The organism is Duncaniella freteri (assembly GCF_004766125.1).
Classification (GTDB): Bacteria; Bacteroidota; Bacteroidia; order Bacteroidales; family Muribaculaceae; genus Duncaniella; species Duncaniella freteri.
The window spans coordinates 99,584-115,373 of the sequence record NZ_SJSA01000001.1 but is presented as its reverse complement, the minus strand read 5'-3'; the positions used below and the strand labels follow the sequence as shown (position 1 = coordinate 115,373).

Genomic DNA, 15,790 nt, shown 5'->3' with positions numbered 1-15,790 from the left:
ATTAACTCCAATCTTATTTTAGTTTGCTCAACCATTGGTCAAGCTCCTGTTTGGAACTCGAATAGGAGGTTGCTTTAAAGAGAAATTTACGAGAGTTGTCGGATTTGACGAGATAATAGTCGCAATTGAGGTCCACGACGATTATTTTACCTCCGGTGAGCTCTTCCACAATGTAATAATCATGCAAATCGTAGGGGAACAGCGCAGTCTGCTCAAAGCTCAATTCTCGTCCGCCGCCCAATGTAGAATTTGGGATATAGACCTTCGCTGAAATCGGGCAAATGCTGTATATCTTTAAGTACCAGCCCATCCATGTGGGCGGATACGCGCTGTTTTTGTAATATTCAATCGCATAATATGGCATACGCCGCCACAACTTACTACCCTCGTCAAGAAACTCCATCGGACCGTATGTTCTGACAATCGGTCGCTCGGCAAAATCTTGGGTGGTCACCATATCATGATATATGGTTCCACGCATTGTGGTGACCTTGATGATTTTGTCAGACTGAATTTCAAAGTCAATACTATCAGACGGCAGTTCCAATTCTTTGCCCGTGGGAAATATAAGGCAGACCGACTTGTCTGCAAGACGCACGACCACGGCGTCATGTTTATATGCAATCACATCAGTGACTTGTTTGCGGGCTACAACCTTCCCTTTGAGTACGACGCCTACGAGATTGCTTGCGGAATAGTATTTGAGAATATTCTGCCTGCTGATGGCGTCGGACATGTCGGTATGGCTGATAATCCTTTCCATCGGTTCGTCGACCAACTTGCCTGGATAACCATAATATTTCAGCAGCGCAGACCGGTCGAGACTATCAATGCGCACATTCCGCATTGTGCCCTTGAACATCTTGTCCCAGTTCCATTTGCGCACAGGGGTTCCAAACGTGCGGCTCAGACCCACATTGTCAAGAATCACGCAATACTTCTTACCCTTAGCCTTGCGCAGACCGCGACCTATCTGCTGAAGATATACCGCCAACGACAGCGTCGGTCGTGCAAGTTGAATAAACTCCACCTCCGGGCAGTCGAAGCCCTCTGAGAATATATCTACATTTACCATCACGTCAATGTTGCCATTTCGGAAAGACGTAACCATCTCCCGGCGTTCCTTTTCGGGGGTATTGCAGTCGATGGCGTAACACCTCAAACCGTTTGCGGCGTAGAAATCAGCGATTGCACGGGCATGGTTGATGTTGATAGCATAGACAATCCCCTTGCGCCCTTTGGCATAACGCATCAAAGAGTTGTAGAGATATTCGATATTCCGCGGAGTGTTTAGGGATAGGTCAAGTTCTTTGGTCTGATAGTCGCCATGGGCTCCGCGTTTTTTGAGTAGAGCTATCTGCCTTCGTATTTTACTATTCTGAGGCACCGCGTAGTAATCAAATAGCGACAGCCTATTCTCAGTGATGAAATCTGGTATGCTCTTTGATTGAAGCAGAATTTCAAACAGGTCGGTAAATCCTTTGCCCGACATTCGATAAGGTGTCGCAGTCATTCCCAATTTTTTGGCTCCGGGATAACGGCGAAAAAGTTCCTGATAAGTCTCGGCCAAAGCATGATGAGCCTCGTCAATCACAATCATCGACGGGGCATCGTTAGCGACCTTCTCCCAATTCCGAGCCAGCCATTGGATTGACATTACCTTTACATCGGGTGCATTGCGCTTATCCCTATAGCAAGCTTCCCATGTGGTTGTGATTTGCTCAATCAACTCCTTACGATGGACCACAACCCACACCAATTTTCCATTGGCATAGTTGCTGACCACCGATGCCAGCACATGGGTCTTCCCCGTGCCGGTTGGCATCTGGCACATCACAGCGTTATGCGATTCAAGAGCCTCCAAAACAGCGTCCCTCATCTTACGCTGATAATCGTAAAGCCGAATTGTCATCAATGTTTCCCTCTTTTTCGAAACTACTCAGAAGGACAATCTGTTAGTGCAATACAAATATATTATATTGTGCACTATAAAATCTTAAAATTTGAATTATACTTCGCAACTGTTTTGTGCAAGTATCTCTTTGATTTTAGGAATGCATTGAATACCTCTAAAATCGTATGCATCAGCAAGAAGTCTTTTTTTGCTTAGTGTCCTATCGCGTTGTAATTATCGGTTTTTGTACATAGAGTCGTAGTAGCGCTCGTAGTCACCGGAGGTGATGTTGTCCATCCACTCCTGGTGGTCGAGATACCAACGGACGGTCTTTTCGATGCCTTCTTCGAACTGAAGAGAGGGTTCCCAACCGAGCTCTTTTTGTAGCTTGCGGGAGTCGATGGCGTAGCGCATGTCGTGGCCCAGACGGTCGGTGACGTATGTAATGAGGCTTTCCGACTGTCCATCAGGATTGCCGAGAAGACGGTCAACGGTCTTGATGATTACCTTGATGAGGTCTATGTTTTTCCACTCGTTAAAGCCACCAATATTATATGTGTCAGCGATTTTGCCTTTGTGGAAGATGAGGTCGATGGCGCGGGCGTGGTCTTCGACGAAGAGCCAGTCACGCACATTCTCGCCTTTTCCGTAGACTGGGAGTGGTTTCTCGTGGCGGATATTGTTGATAAAGAGGGGAATGAGTTTTTCGGGAAACTGGTAGGGACCATAGTTGTTGGAGCAGTTGGTCACGATGGTGGGCATGCCGTAGGTGTCGTGGTAGGCGCGGACAAAGTGGTCGCTCGATGCTTTTGAGGCTGAGTAGGGCGAGTGGGGATTATATTTTGTGGTCTCGAGGAAAAACTCTGTGCCATAGGCCATATCGTCCTCCGAGGAGGCGTTGGTGGTGAACGGTGCGGGAACACCTTCTGGATGGGTCAACTCGAGTGCGCCATACACTTCGTCGGTGGAAATGTGATAGAATCGCTTGCCCTCATACTTCTCTGGCAGTGTGTCCCAATACTCCTTTGCAGCCTGAAGCAGCGCGAGTGTGCCCATCACGTTAGTGCGGGCAAAAGTGAACGGGTCCTTGATGGAGCGGTCCACGTGGCTCTCGGCGGCAAGATGTATAATGCCGTCAATCTCGTATTTCTGGATGATGCGGCGCATTTCGTCGAGGTCAGCGATGTCAGCCTTCACGAAGGTATAGTTGGGCTTGTCCTCAATGTCTTTGAGGTTGGCAAGGTTACCGGCGTAAGTCAGTTTATCGAGGTTGACAATATGATAGTCAGGATATTTGTTGACAAACAGGCGGACAACATGGCTTCCGATAAATCCGGCTCCGCCTGTTATAAGAATATTACGCTTCATTTTCTTTCAGGTTTTTAAGGCATTTTTTCAATGAGTCTGTCCAATAGGGGACGTTCTTGCCGAATATGTTTTTGTATTTGGTTTTGTCGAGGACGCTGTAGGAGGGGCGCATAACGGGCGATGGAAACTCATCGCTATGACAAGGTTGTATATTGCAGTCTGCGTTGCCGGAGTATTCTGCTATCATCTTGGTGAAATCGTACCATGAGCATACACCCTCGTTGGAAAAATTATAGATGCCTCCGTTACCTTCATACTTGCGGTTTTCGATGATATCGAAAATTGCATCGGCAAGGTCGAGGGCATATGTCGGAGTGCCGCATTGGTCGAACACCACTTTCAGCTCTGGCTTTGTAGCAGTAAGATTAAGCATCGTCTTGACGAAGTTTTTGCCAAACTCTGAATAGAGCCATGCCGTGCGCAAGATTATTGCTTTCGCGCCTGATTCGGCAATATGTTGTTCACCATGGAGTTTTGTGAGACCATAAACACCGGTCGGATTGGTCGGTTCATCTTCTGTGCGTGGGGTGTTTTCTTTTGAACCACCGAACACGTAATCAGTAGAGACGTGTATCAGCACACCGTCATTGGCTTTCACCGCATCGGCAAGATTGCGGACAGCGGTGGCGTTGAGCAGTTCTGCAAATTCCTTGTCCGTTTCAGCCTTGTCAACATTGGTGTAAGCCGCGCAGTTGACGATTATATTCACGTCGTTATCCTTCACCATTTTGTTGACAGCCTTGGCATCAGTGATGTCGAGTTCTGCTACATCGGTGAAGATATAATTATCTTTAGAATCTTTGGAGACTATTCGCATCTCGTTTCCGAGTTGACCATTCGCTCCTGTCACTAGTATATTCATTTTTTATAGAGGTCTATATTGATGTCAAAAGGTGAATCGAAGTCTTTGAGCATTGGATGCTTCGTGTCCTTCTCCGACAATATTGCCTCCATGTAGTCGATACACCAGTCAATGCCGAGCGAATCATCAAGAATGGAGATGCCACCGTCGGCTTCCGGATGATAAAACTCATCACATTTGTATTGGAACACAGCCACATCGCTCAGCACGGCAAAACCATGTGCAAAACCTTTCGGAATAAAGAACTGACGATGATTATCCTCGGTTAGTTCTACAGCCACATGCTTTCCGTAGGTTGGTGAACCCTTGCGGATGTCAACAGCTACGTCGAGTACTGCACCCTTTACGCAACGAACAAGCTTCGACTGCGAGAACGGTGGACGCTGGAAATGCAGTCCGCGCATCACACCCTTTGTGGAGCACGACTCATTGTCTTGCACGAAATCCACAGGGCGCACTTTCTCATCAAATTCGCGCTTTGAATAGCTCTCGAAAAAATACCCGCGAGCATCCTTGAACACGTGGGGTTCAATGATGACAACCCCCTCAATATCAGTCTTAATACAATTCATAATTTATAATGCATAATTCATAATTGGAGAGGGAATCAGTCGAGATTTTTTTCGCCGGTGCGTTCCACTTCCTCCACCACTTTGAGCAGGTATTGACCATATTGGTTTTTGAGCATCGGCTGAGCCAACCCAATCATTTTCTCCTTTGAAATCCAGCCTTGGCGGTAGGCAATGCCCTCAAGGCAAGCGATTTTCAAACCTTGGCGCTTTTCGAGCACCTCGACATAGATTGAAGCCTCGGCAAGGGAGTCGTGAGTGCCCGTGTCGAGCCACGCAAAGCCGCGCGGGAGCGTCTGCACCTTCAACTCGCCGCCTTTGAGAAATTCTTGATTAACAGTGGTTATTTCTAGTTCACCACGAGCCGATGGCTTGATATGTGCGGCCACATCTACCACCTTGTTGGGATAGAAATAGAGACCGACAACGGCATAATTTGACTTCGGATGCTCGGGCTTCTCCTCGATAGAGAGGCAATTTCCCTCCTTGTCAAACTCAGCCACTCCGTAGCGCTCGGGGTCATTCACCCAATAGCCGAAGACAGTGGCTTTCGACTCATTTTCAGCCGCATCGACAGCCTTCTTGAGCACCTCCGAAAAGCCTGCGCCATGGAAAATATTGTCGCCGAGCACCAGACAAGCCGAATCGTCGCCGATAAACTCCCGACCGATTATAAACGCCTGAGCCAGTCCGTCGGGCGAGGGCTGCTCGGCGTAAGTGAACCTGACGCCATAGTCCGACCCATCGCCAAGCAGACGCTTGAAACCAGGCAAATCTGTAGGGGTAGAGATAATCAGAATATCACGAATTCCCGCCAGCATCAGCGTCGAAATCGGGTAATAAACCATCGGCTTGTCATAGATAGGGAGCATCTGCTTCGAGACCCCCTTGGTAATCGGATACAAACGAGTTCCGGACCCACCGGCAAGGACGATACCTTTCATAATTATTATTTAGTAAAGATTACAATATTGTTCTGATATATGCTCCCAGGTATATCGTCGATTAGCTATCTCGACCATCGTCTCACCCACGAGATTTTCTGAGTTCAAATGACGGAGAATGTCATCTGTCGATTTGAAATAATATGCTTTATTCTCAGTTGTCTCGCGATTGTATACCACATCACACGCAATAATCGGTACGCCGAAGAACATTGCCTCGACAAGCGAGGGATTTGTCCCCCCGCGCTATGTCCATGCATATAAATTCCGGCATTGGAGCGGAGAGCATAAAGGATGTCGAGGTCATAAATAGCATCAAGAATTTTTATATTAGAGAATCTGCTATACCTATCCTTTAGCTGACGCGAATACTCGCTATGATTCCAGTTCCCGATAAAAATCAGAGACCTGTCTATCTTGGAGAACGCCTCAAGGATAACATGACTATTATTTTCAGGTTCGATACGGCAAACAGTGATGGCATATTCTCTTTTGCGCACCCCATATGTGTTCAATGTGCCATTGACAAATTCTTCGGAAAGCTCTCGTTTCACATGGTCCCCACCGTATGCAATCAGTTCCGATGGTTTACCGTATGTCTCGGTGACATAGTCCTGAATACCTTTGTTGTCGGCGACAATAATATCAGCATACCTTACAGCCATGGCTTCTGATGTACGGAGCACCCATTTGGCTAATTTTCCCCACTTGGCGCGACGATGTTCAAGCCCGTCAATATTCACAATAATCTTGCTCCGGCTTAAACGTCTGAGAATAGGCATAAACAGGCAACCGGAAACACCCAGTATTAGGATTACGTCATATCCGCTGATGGCTTTACACATTGAGGCAATGTCGTAAGGAATCGACTGTGCTCCATTGGCATGTAGTCCGACATATTTCAATACCGCACCTTTATATTCTCCACGAGTGTCCGGCATATCCTTACTGGAACAAAACACTGTGTATTCCACATTTTTCGGGCAATGGACTCCAAGCAGATTCTCGACCAAGCTCTCGAATCCGCCATAATTTGCCGGAACGCCCTGCGTCCCGACTATAGCTACTTTCATATGCAATCAGATTTTCTATATGACTTGTATAGATGATGATAGACTCTATCTTTTTCAGGAGGTGGAGTCATATAGTCTCCATATGCATGAGTAAGATAAAAATCGATATTGGCAGCAGCTTTGAATTTTTCTCCGTTAAATTCTACTTCCACCGGATTTTCGATATCGACTTTAGCCGTGGCACTTGCTGTAGTATTATCCCATTCAAGGCAAGCAAGATGAGAACACTTATCATAGTCATATTGAGATATTATCCTATATAACTTTTTTACGAAGTACTCCCGTCCCATCATTTTTACATAAGCGAAATATAACGGTTTTATTAGATTCTTTATGAATCCTTTAGTCCCTCCATTTTTTAATTTTTTTCGAGTAGACAAAAATATTCCGGAAGGATACTTCTTTGTTTTGTTTAATAGATTTCTTGCTTCCTCAATTGAGTTGCCGGCTCCGTCAAGGACATAAATGTCAACAAAAATCCCCATGCCACATGGTTCCTCATTATCAACATCAAGAATATATCGATTATCTATGATGCGTGTCATGGTATATGGATAAGACGGATGTTTGCTACGGTTCCATGGTTCGTATGGTAATAATTCCTCGCGATGATTTTCGAAATACTTCATTAGTTTTTCAAAATCAGGACGAGGCATTATGATATCCACGTCATCATCCCATGGTATGTAGCCTTTGTGTCGGACGGCACCGAGAAGAGTGCCAAAAGCCAATCCATAGTTCAGACCCTCCTGATTACAAATTTTTTTGATAACACATAGTATGTTGAATGAAATCTGTTGGATTTCATTCATTGAGAGAGATTTCTCTTTAGGGAATTTCATTGTTTTTGTCACTCATTATAAAATTATAATATGTATCTTGGCTGTTCTTCACCAACTCACTGTCAAGTTTGTAACTTAACTTGTGAAAGCATGTCGTTCTGCAAAGGTCAGACCAATAATTCTTATCGAATTTCTTAAACAGATTAAGCAAAAGGATATGAGGCGTTGCATTATCAAATTGTGGAATCTTGGCATACTCATCTGGATAGAACTTGCAAGCCATTGTTAGGAAATAATGAAAGATAAAATAATCGTCAATCTTATTTTTTGTCCTCCAGTAATTGTACAACAGCTCTCGTGTCAGAAGTAATATTTGACTGCCTGGTTTCCCATATATTAACCAGGTAGAACACAGTACAGTATGTCCATCTGCACCTGGTTTTAGGCTCTGATAAAAAAATAGATTGCTATTTATGATGCTGATTGGGATATTGTTCGATGTGCATAAAATCGTAGAATCGACCCACATGCCGCCATGTCTAATGATAAGTTCAGTACGTAATAAGTCAGACATATGCGTATTGCTTATTATTCCGGACTCCCATTTTTGAGTTATGTAATCGGGGAATGCCACATATAGAGAATAATTCTCCTTGGTTATAACAATTATCTCCCAATTAGGCAAATGGGATTTGAATGAATCATAGCACTTCCTTACAAGAGAAGGTGCATTGTCAATTCCTTGCCACCAGCAAATCCATATCTTTTTTACAGGAGAAGAATCTGATTTCCTACATACTCCGTCAATAGTTTTCTTAAAATCAGTTGCTCTTTTATAGTATTTTTTGCGTAATCTGTAATATAGTTTGTGTTCAACACCGAGCCTTAATAATTCAAGAGCTTTGCGGTCTCGACCCAGAACAACAAACTGGTTTATGGCTGTAAATAGGGTTCCTGTTCTCAAATATTGTTTAATCAGGTTGATGCCTCCGGCATTTTTTAAGTATTTAGTCCAATTCATTATATCCCAGTTTTAGAAATTATAAGAGATGAAGAATAGTCCCTCCATTTCTTTATTTCATTATTTATTGCGTTATAATCGATTGGATGCAATAATTTATTTTTGAAATTATCATATCCCTCCTCTATATTGGTTGTTCGATTCATACCTAACTGGGTCAAATAATCTACCGCTTTTCTTGCCGGATGTACTTGAACAAATGGCTTATTATAGAGAGTGGAAAACACTGTGCCATGAAAGGTACTTGTTATTATGCATGAAGACCGACGCACTAATGAAAGGAATTGAGTGGGAGATACAATAGCCTGATTGTCGCACCACTTGTAATTAAATCCAACTGACACAACTCTGAGATTATACTCTTTGGCAAAACATTGGATATATTTTTTGAATGGCGTATCCTCTTGATAGCTGTAGTAAATCACGAATGGCTCATTTATTTGAACCTCTTGTTCATATTTTTGCCATTCGCCACTCAAAAGAAGTGTTGGGTCACACACCATGTTTATACTACTATGGCCAATTTCTTCGGCAAACTTGCGGGTGAACTCATCGCGTGCTCCTATCCATGAGATATTGCTTACAATCCCATTTCGCAAATGAGGATAGACGTCATAACTATTATCTGTCGAATAGCCAAGACTCGGAGCATAAGCGATTATATTCCTTGCCTTAATATCTATGCCATAATATTGAGAAGCGTGAGTAAATGATGGATTTTCAATATTCCAAACTTCATCACTGCCTATCACGGCAAGGTCAAGCTCAGGATAATCGTTTAATGATACTATATTGAGGAGTCTCCAATCATTATGATAAGCATACCAACGTTTTAGCTTCAAAATTGAGCGAGAGATACTTTTTGCAAAATATTTTTGGGCAAAAACAGATTTCAGACTATCCCTTACATCTATCATGTATACTTGATGACCTCTGTCAGTTAGAAAGGACTGCATAGCAAATGCTTGCAGGAAACTGCCATAATTGTAAGCGTCAAAAATCGTGAAGATTCCAATTTTCATTCTTATATTTTTTTAACAAGTTTGATAAACCGTTTCATTTCACCCTTATATTTATTGAATGAAATAGCCCCTTGCTTAAATTTAATCCATAGTTTCGAGGATTTATTTTGAATAAGTAATTCTTGGGTTGCACGAATAAAGAACTTTATTTTTTCTGCAATGCTTAATGCGATGTCCTTAGCCTCTGGTGTAACGTAACCTAATCGATGATAAAAGCTGCGCTTGAAGTAGGACTGTTTTTTCTTACGTTGAATCAGTCCAACGCAATTTTGTGCTTCTATGGCGATAGAGATATTTACTGGTTCACAGTGAGTGTTGTTGGCAAAATACGATGTCAAAATATCATCGAGGGTTTTATTGCGTATTATGCAGATTGATGTTCCTAATTTATCATCACGGTGTTCCGGTAACCATGCATCCATAAATACAGCATCAGCAAATTCAGCATATATGTCATCGCAAATATTGCAGGCTCGATAATGGAAAAGCTTGTTAAGATATGAAAATCCAAAGGCTTCGTCAGGGAATCGACTCCTTACGGAATAATACTCTGTAACACGCAGTGTTACAGAGCATTGCCGATTTAAATCGGCAATGCTCTTCTCCCTAAAGGATATACTTTGCACATCTTTGACATTTAATCCATTGTCCAATGCAATGTATTCAACCATATCTTTGCCAGGCATTCCTCCGCACACAAGTCCGAGCAAAAACATGATACGCTCACGCAGTATATAATCAGTTCTTTGTATCTCTCTAATGGCTTTTGCCTGACATGGCAATACCACGATGGCATACTTACCTTCATTATCTCGAATATAGCGCAGCACGCTGGATATTTCCATAGGATAATATGCGGATCGAGAATTCTTCAGCAAATCATCCTTTTCTGAGACTATATCATATTGATAGAATGAACTTTCTGTATGATTATTTATGACACAAACTACATTGTCTACGCTTTTAGTATCAAGAAGATTATATAAAACGGCTGTGAGAAAACCGCCTGATGCACTTGTAGGTCTGAATTTTTCATCATACCCTTTATAACATGAAATGTATTCTCCGGTTATTGGATTGTACTGAATGCCATCATGCTTTTGTGGTATACTAGCTGAATAAATAGGGCACCTTTTTTCGCATAATTTACACTCAATACACTTATCGTAGTCAACAGATGGAACATATTGTCCTAACGGATTATCAACGTATGTTATGCATTGTTTTGGACAAGAATAAGCACATGCCCCACAACCTACACACAGATAATTAGGCTTATCTATTTGTGGCATATTATTTTATAAATAGTTGTTTGATTCTTCTGTTAATTCTGAAAGATAAATCTCGATAGTGGTATTCAAACCATTCATAGGTGTGACCTCTAAATGGATTGTGTTTTTTTATCATCTCGGACGTTATATCACCTTTAAATGGAATAAAGTCGTTTTGTGCTACTATAAATCTATCGGTGAATACAGTTTCTCTATATGGCCGTTTCTGTAGATGAATGTAAGAAAATTCATCGCGAGCCACACCGTCTTCTACTATGTAATAGCGGTAGCAATGTCCCTTTTCATAGGTGAAAAGTTGAAAATCATAATTTTTGTTTTGATTGCCGGCTATTATCATACGTTGGTTTCTAAAACCAATGTCTGCTGCGGTCTCACGATTATATAGTGGCAGATTATTGGCTTCAAAAATCTTATTGATACCATATCTCTCATCAAAAATGCAGGATTTGTTCGTTGATATCACACGATTGTAATCTCCTCTTTGGCTTCCTGCAAGTTTGTATGCGTTATTGATTTCAAACGAGTTCCGATACAAAGACAAATGTCCAAGCGGAAATATCTTGTCATGTTTTTCAAGAATCTCACCACTGATAAATTTTTTCAAGTCACCCCAAATCAAATCAATATCGCAATGGCCCCAAAAATCATAATCATATATAATATCCTGAAAAACAGCACCGTATAGAGGTCTGTAATCACATAGTTTATATGGCTTGTCAAGTGCTACTGGCTTGCCAAGATGGTTTTCAAATTTTTCGCGCACCTTGTCAAGTGAACATTTAATCAATCTTACATTATCCGGTATATCGGTAATGGTCTGGTCCGAAATAAAAATGAAATCAAAACAAGGATTGCGTCTACACGAATCGAGCCATAAATTAAAATAATTAGGTAATGCTCCGAAATAAATGCTTATTATACCGATTTTATACATCGTTTTTCATTTATGATATGTGGAATATCTCCATTAACTTTCAAGATTAACGAGAATATTATAATAGATGCACATCCTATGTAGTGTACAAAGATAGGGCCACCGACTGATGAATATAGCAGCAAAAAGAAAATTGAAAATCCCGCAATCTTGAGTTGTTTATTATACAGTTGCTTATTTACTATTTTAAACATTAACACCAATATAGCTATATATAGCAACATCCCAATCCAGCCATATTGTCCCATTATCATTGGCCAAAAATTGTCGTTCAGAAACTGCTGCTCGTCTTCGTTCATACCCCAAATTTTACTAAATCCATATTGTCTGTAAAGTGGAGAGTAATGAACTTTCGCCATATTGGACCCATAGGTTGAAAAACCGGCTCCTGTTGGAAAGTATTGATTTGCAGTCTCTATGCCATTAGCAAGGAAAAGAGCACGAGGAGTTACATTATCAAGAAAATAATAACGTATTTGAAAGTATCCTCCACAAATTCCCAAAATCGCTATAATTATCAGTGCTTTTTTTGATATTTTATGAAAATGGTCTATCAAAAAAACGGCCATCAAATACGTCGCCATAAATCCTAAGGCTTTACCACGAAATGTAAATATAATAAGAATAATGGTCAGCCCTTTCAATATCCTCAGCGGTTTCCGCTTGTAATATGATACAATATGGAAAATTACCAAGGAAATGATTAGAATTGATGAATAGTCACCTACATTTGAATTAATGAATTTGAATGTGCGTATGCCAAACCTCACCTCTGGAGTCATTCCTATATCAACACCCTGACTGATAATAAAGAAAATGGAACCGAAAATTATGTATAATTTAGTGATTTTGAATATGGGATTTATAATATTGTTAATTTTTGATTTGTTAAGGAGATAGAGACTTAAATAAAATATGAAATAAAATTTAAGAATCGTGAAACAATCAGTGAGATTCACAATGAAATTTTTCTGTATTCCGTGTAAAAATGTCCCTATCCATCCTATAATAGCTACAGAAAATGCTAGATAAAACATTTTCATGACTTTAGGATACTTTTCCAAAATTCTTTTTCGAGTGTAATGATTGATAAACGTAACCAATCCTATTATCCCGAAAACCTCATCTCCATATTCAAATCCATCAATCACCTGACTTAATATGGATTGTGGAAATAAGAATAGAAATAATATGATATAAGAAATCTCGTAGATGTTATACTTTGTATTCATACGCTCATGAGCGATGCTATGGGATAGAGGAATAGAAGAATTCATAACTCGCGGAAAAGTGTTATCCATTTTCCCATTATATTATCAATGGAAAAGTCTTTTGCTCTAACATAAGCCTTATCGCTATATCTCTTACGTAATTCTGAATTGCTCATAAATCCACGAAGTGCGTTGGCAAAGGCTCTATTGTCACCAGGGGCTATCAAAACGCCACAATCATGCCCACGAAGGATTTCTCCAGGACCACAGGGACAATCAAATGAGACTACGGGCAATCCGTAACTCATACCCTCTATAATCGACAGGTTAAAGCCTTCGTAGTTGGATGTGACTGCTAATAAATCACTTTTCTCGTAGACCTTCTCTATGTTGTCTGTCGGATTAAATATAAATATTCGATTGAGTTTACTCTCTTGAATCATACTTTGAATGTATTCATAATAAGGCCTGTCCTCATGAGAACCATATATATGCAATTCCCAATTAGGAAACTCTTTCTCAATATCTGCCCATATTTTAACCAAATTGTCAAATCCTTTTTGATAACTAATTCGGCCAATTGCTAAAAGTATATTTGTATTTTTCCTGTCTCTTGGAAAATCAGCCTCTACGCAGTCATGCGCAGATTCTGTTGAAGCAGGCGAGTTGCGTAAAACGTATGTGGGGGGGGTGATAGTCAGTGGGTTAGGGATACACCGTACACTTTTTACATCATCATATAGTCGTAAATCGTCTTCTGTTAAAGTCACAAGACAGTCATATCTCGAAGCTATTTTAGAATTTTTTTTGAATAAATACTTGGCTATGTATTTTGAAATGCCGTGTTTCTCTTTGTTTCTTAACAAATCTACTGCACGACAAAAATGGCTCTCAATAATCTTTTTGCTTCCATCCTTTATTTTATGCAGGACTGAGGCTTCATATTGGAACATCGATATGCTTATATCTGGTTTGATTTCATTTAGCAATCTACTTAGTTTGCGTTGATGTCTTAATTTCTTAAGAAAATATGGAATACATTTCTTAAGAGGATTCATGCCCACAAGGTCGCGATAATTTATCCCAAGGTCAATTATTTGTATCTTGTCAGAGAATTTGAAAAAAGGCGACCTCCCTTTGCCATCCGTTATGACAATATACACTTCATATTCCAGTACTTCAGCAAAATAATTAGCTTTCACTGACAACACTCTTTCCATGCCACCGGAATAATGAATCCCATATGTCATGTAGACAATTTTCATTTGCGTATACGTTTTATTACTAAAATAGTTGACTTAAATAGTTGCTTTTCATATTGGTTTAAAGAGCATAGATAAACAATTATACCATAGGCGGTTGTGAAAAGCAATATGGCAACCAACAGAGAACCCCAATTACATAATAATTTTGATTCAGGAATTATCATTTTTGCCAATAATGTCAATACTATCGGAGCTATCATTATCTTTATAGTTTCTTTCCAAAACAGGGGAATGTCAATCTTTTGTTTTTTATAGTAATATATATTCATAACTAGCCCCTGACCAAGGATAAGCGCACCTCCAATAGCATAGGCACAGCCCATAATTCCAAAGATTTTTGTGAATACTACCTGTAATATAAGGCTACATATGGAAATGAATAAATAAACGATAGATCTGAATTTCATTTGGTTCCGAGCCTGAAGTATAGTGTACCCCGTCGTTTGGATTGTAGGAATAAACAACGCAGTAAAGAACAATAGAGTTATAGGATAGACTTCAGTATATCCATTCCCTGCCCATAATTTTATAAATGATGAGCCAAAAATATAAAAACCAAATAGTATGAGAGCCATGACAACTGCTTGAATTCTCCCAGTACGTATGAATAGATTGGAAATCGCGACTTCGTTCCCACTGTCATTAGCCATTGCCGTAATTTTTGGAAGCAATACGCTTGATATGGAGCTTGAAAAGGTCATATACATCTGCTGAAGTAATATCGCAACTGAGAATATCGCAACAGCGGTTGTCCCTATTAACGAGCCCAATACGAATTGACCGCTTCCCCAATATACTCTGTCAATTATCTGACTAAGGAAAACCCAAAAAGAATAGTGGGCAATTTCTTTTAGAATTGTAAATTTTAAATTTGAAAACCAAACTTTAATGTGTAGCTTTTTAAAGCAGTAGATGCAGTTGATAAAGAGAATGCCTAGATTGAAAATAGTCTGAACAACAACCATTGCAATTGCCTTATACCCCAAATAAAGAAGAATAACAATTGTCAAAGCTGTAAAAAGCAATCGACATAAAGTGAGTATTTTTTGAAATATAAAGTCTTGATAAGCAACGATTATTGAACCATAAACACTGAGTGGAAATGTAAGTGCTAAATTGATTATCAATAACACAATCATTATTTTTGCCTGAGCAATATCATCTTGTGTCATCTTTGCATCAAATAACCACTCCACATTATTATACAAAATTATACCAACCCCAACCGCCAACAATCCTATTAGGGAATATATCACAATGAACATACCGTTCAATTCCCATTGTTCTTTTTGTTTACCTTCCGATATTAGCTTAGCCGTATAACGAACAATTGCATTACCAAAACCGAAATCAAGAAGCGTAAGATACGCAATAATTGAAGCGACGAGAGAATATAGTCCATACTCATTTTGTCCAAGCATACGGAGCATGTAAGGGGTATATAACAACCCCAATACTATATTAAGTCCAATAATAACATAATTAAGGACTATTCCTCCCTTTATCTGATTTATCGCCATAAGTCAAACGTTAATTTCCAAGCACAGTTGGAT

At 40.4% G+C, this 15,790-nt stretch carries 13 protein-coding genes and 1 pseudogene; all 14 read right to left on the bottom strand.

What is annotated here, in order from left to right; genetic code table 11:
- Positions 1 to 13: 13 nt before the first annotated feature.
- Positions 14 to 1,912, bottom strand: a complete 1,899-nt coding sequence (locus tag EZ315_RS00705) for a DEAD/DEAH box helicase (protein WP_135469731.1) — start codon at positions 1,910 to 1,912, stop codon at positions 14 to 16.
- A 216-nt stretch (positions 1,913 to 2,128) separates the two neighbouring features.
- The gene (locus EZ315_RS00700) at positions 2,129 to 3,262 is read right to left on the bottom strand and encodes a dTDP-glucose 4,6-dehydratase (protein ID WP_135469730.1); all 1,134 of its coding nucleotides are present in this window, start codon (positions 3,260 to 3,262) and stop codon (positions 2,129 to 2,131) included.
- Positions 3,252 to 4,124 (bottom strand): dTDP-4-dehydrorhamnose reductase, encoded by an 873-nt coding sequence (rfbD, locus tag EZ315_RS00695; protein ID WP_135469727.1) that lies wholly within the window; start codon positions 4,122 to 4,124, stop codon positions 3,252 to 3,254. Before rfbD ends, EZ315_RS00700 begins: the two co-directional genes overlap by 11 nt.
- Complete coding sequence (gene rfbC / locus EZ315_RS00690; protein ID WP_135469724.1) at positions 4,121 to 4,696, bottom strand: dTDP-4-dehydrorhamnose 3,5-epimerase; 576 nt, start codon at positions 4,694 to 4,696, stop codon at positions 4,121 to 4,123. Before rfbC ends, rfbD begins: the two co-directional genes overlap by 4 nt.
- Before the next feature lie 35 nt (positions 4,697 to 4,731).
- A complete protein-coding gene (gene rfbA, locus EZ315_RS00685; RefSeq protein WP_135469721.1) occupies positions 4,732 to 5,637 on the bottom strand; it encodes a glucose-1-phosphate thymidylyltransferase RfbA in 906 nt (301 codons plus the stop codon).
- Between the two features lie 9 nt (positions 5,638 to 5,646).
- Positions 5,647 to 6,710, bottom strand: a pseudogene (locus tag EZ315_RS00680) (DUF1972 domain-containing protein).
- Positions 6,707 to 7,552, bottom strand: a complete 846-nt coding sequence (locus EZ315_RS00675) for a LicD family protein (RefSeq protein ID WP_135469718.1) — start codon at positions 7,550 to 7,552, stop codon at positions 6,707 to 6,709. Before EZ315_RS00675 ends, EZ315_RS00680 begins: the two are co-directional and overlap by 4 nt.
- Positions 7,539 to 8,513, bottom strand: coding sequence for a capsular polysaccharide synthesis protein (locus tag EZ315_RS00670; RefSeq protein ID WP_135469715.1), 975 nt, complete (start codon positions 8,511 to 8,513; stop codon positions 7,539 to 7,541). Before EZ315_RS00670 ends, EZ315_RS00675 begins: the two co-directional genes overlap by 14 nt.
- Entirely contained in the window at positions 8,513 to 9,535 is a 1,023-nt protein-coding gene (locus EZ315_RS00665) for a polysaccharide pyruvyl transferase family protein (protein WP_135469712.1), read from the bottom strand. The genes EZ315_RS00670 and EZ315_RS00665 overlap by 1 nt, the downstream gene beginning before the upstream one ends.
- Before the next feature lie 2 nt (positions 9,536 to 9,537).
- The gene (locus EZ315_RS00660) at positions 9,538 to 10,827 is read right to left on the bottom strand and encodes a Coenzyme F420 hydrogenase/dehydrogenase, beta subunit C-terminal domain (RefSeq protein WP_135469709.1); all 1,290 of its coding nucleotides are present in this window, start codon (positions 10,825 to 10,827) and stop codon (positions 9,538 to 9,540) included.
- 1 nt (position 10,828) lies between these two features.
- Positions 10,829 to 11,761, bottom strand: a complete 933-nt coding sequence (locus tag EZ315_RS00655) for a DUF6625 family protein (RefSeq protein ID WP_135469706.1) — start codon at positions 11,759 to 11,761, stop codon at positions 10,829 to 10,831.
- On the bottom strand, positions 11,743 to 13,062 hold the full coding sequence (locus tag EZ315_RS00650) for a hypothetical protein (RefSeq protein WP_135469703.1): 1,320 nt from the start codon (positions 13,060 to 13,062) through the stop codon (positions 11,743 to 11,745). The genes EZ315_RS00655 and EZ315_RS00650 overlap by 19 nt, the downstream gene beginning before the upstream one ends.
- Positions 13,035 to 14,237, bottom strand: a complete 1,203-nt coding sequence (locus EZ315_RS00645; RefSeq protein WP_135469700.1) for a glycosyltransferase family 4 protein — start codon at positions 14,235 to 14,237, stop codon at positions 13,035 to 13,037. The genes EZ315_RS00650 and EZ315_RS00645 overlap by 28 nt, the downstream gene beginning before the upstream one ends.
- Positions 14,234 to 15,757, bottom strand: a complete 1,524-nt coding sequence (locus EZ315_RS00640; protein ID WP_135469696.1) for an oligosaccharide flippase family protein — start codon at positions 15,755 to 15,757, stop codon at positions 14,234 to 14,236. Before EZ315_RS00640 ends, EZ315_RS00645 begins: the two co-directional genes overlap by 4 nt.
- Between the last annotated feature and the right edge of the window lie 33 nt (positions 15,758 to 15,790).

Bases quoted from the DNA above. Each gene is read 5' to 3' on its own strand.
- EZ315_RS00705 (WP_135469731.1), bottom strand. From the start codon at position 1,912: ATGACAATTCGGCTTTACGATTATCAGCGTAAGATGAGGGACGCTGTT.
- EZ315_RS00700 (WP_135469730.1), bottom strand. From the start codon at position 3,262: ATGAAGCGTAATATTCTTATAACAGGCGGAGCCGGATTTATCGGAAGC.
- rfbD (WP_135469727.1), bottom strand. From the start codon at position 4,124: ATGAATATACTAGTGACAGGAGCGAATGGTCAACTCGGAAACGAGATG.
- rfbC (WP_135469724.1), bottom strand. From the start codon at position 4,696: ATGAATTGTATTAAGACTGATATTGAGGGGGTTGTCATCATTGAACCC.
- rfbA (WP_135469721.1), bottom strand. From the start codon at position 5,637: ATGAAAGGTATCGTCCTTGCCGGTGGGTCCGGAACTCGTTTGTATCCG.
- EZ315_RS00675 (WP_135469718.1), bottom strand. From the start codon at position 7,552: ATGAAATTCCCTAAAGAGAAATCTCTCTCAATGAATGAAATCCAACAG.
- EZ315_RS00670 (WP_135469715.1), bottom strand. From the start codon at position 8,513: ATGAATTGGACTAAATACTTAAAAAATGCCGGAGGCATCAACCTGATT.
- EZ315_RS00665 (WP_135469712.1), bottom strand. From the start codon at position 9,535: ATGAAAATTGGAATCTTCACGATTTTTGACGCTTACAATTATGGCAGT.
- EZ315_RS00660 (WP_135469709.1), bottom strand. From the start codon at position 10,827: ATGCCACAAATAGATAAGCCTAATTATCTGTGTGTAGGTTGTGGGGCA.
- EZ315_RS00655 (WP_135469706.1), bottom strand. From the start codon at position 11,761: ATGTATAAAATCGGTATAATAAGCATTTATTTCGGAGCATTACCTAAT.
- EZ315_RS00650 (WP_135469703.1), bottom strand. From the start codon at position 13,062: ATGGATAACACTTTTCCGCGAGTTATGAATTCTTCTATTCCTCTATCC.
- EZ315_RS00645 (WP_135469700.1), bottom strand. From the start codon at position 14,237: ATGAAAATTGTCTACATGACATATGGGATTCATTATTCCGGTGGCATG.
- EZ315_RS00640 (WP_135469696.1), bottom strand. From the start codon at position 15,757: ATGGCGATAAATCAGATAAAGGGAGGAATAGTCCTTAATTATGTTATT.